The following is a 770-nucleotide window of genomic DNA, read 5'->3' as shown; positions in this document are numbered from 1 at the left end:
CACCTCTGAATAGCGACATTTTGATAGACATCTCTAACCATTACCCGTCATGTCTAATAAGTAGAGATGCCTCAAAAAAAAGACAATAAAAGAGACACGAGCATGAAAAAACCCACGAGCGGGCGCACAGCAAAAAAGAACCCTAAAGCAAAAAGTGCGGCGGGTGATGTTCGTATCATTGGTGGGCAGTTCAAGCGCCGTATTGTCAGCTTCATCGAGGCAGATGGCTTACGCCCAACGCCCGACCGCCTGCGAGAGACATTATTTAACTGGTTATTGGCCGATATTCACGGTGCACGCGTACTCGATAGCTGTGCTGGTAGTGGCGTATTAGGGTTTGAGGCGTTGTCCCGCGGCGCAGCTCACACCACTTTTATTGAAGTTAATACAGCACAAAGCAACATGCTACGTCAAAGTGCTGAGCAATTACGCCTTGATACCACAGCTTACACGGTTATCACTGGCACGGCTGAGCAAGTACTGAGTCAACACCAGCCGATTGAGCACCCGTTTGATATCGTATTCATCGATCCCCCTTATGCTCAGGATCTATGGCAGCCTATTTTGAGTACGCTGATTACCAATGCATTGATTGACCAATCAACGCTAATTTACTTAGAAGCGGATAAAGATTTAACACCTCAGCTTGAGCAACTAGAAGAGCAGCTTAATGAAAATCGCGACGCCCAACTAGAGACAACTCAGCAAATGATATGCTTTGAATGCGTAAAGCAAACCAAAGTTGGACAAGTTGTCGCTGGACTTTATCG

General features: G+C 46.4%; 1 protein-coding gene. It reads left to right on the top strand.

Going from position 1 to position 770, the window contains the following annotated elements; translation table 11 throughout:
- Window positions 1-102 precede the first annotated feature (102 nt).
- On the top strand, window positions 103-770 hold a 668-nt coding region (gene rsmD / locus B3V51_RS12320), incomplete at its 3' end, for a 16S rRNA (guanine(966)-N(2))-methyltransferase RsmD (RefSeq protein ID WP_286708508.1).

The organism is Psychrobacter sp. UBA2514, from assembly GCF_002341255.1.
GTDB lineage: Bacteria > Pseudomonadota > Gammaproteobacteria > Pseudomonadales > Moraxellaceae > Psychrobacter > Psychrobacter pacificensis.
The sequence above is the reverse complement of the archived record's forward strand: the minus strand, read 5'-3'. Positions and strand labels throughout refer to the sequence as shown.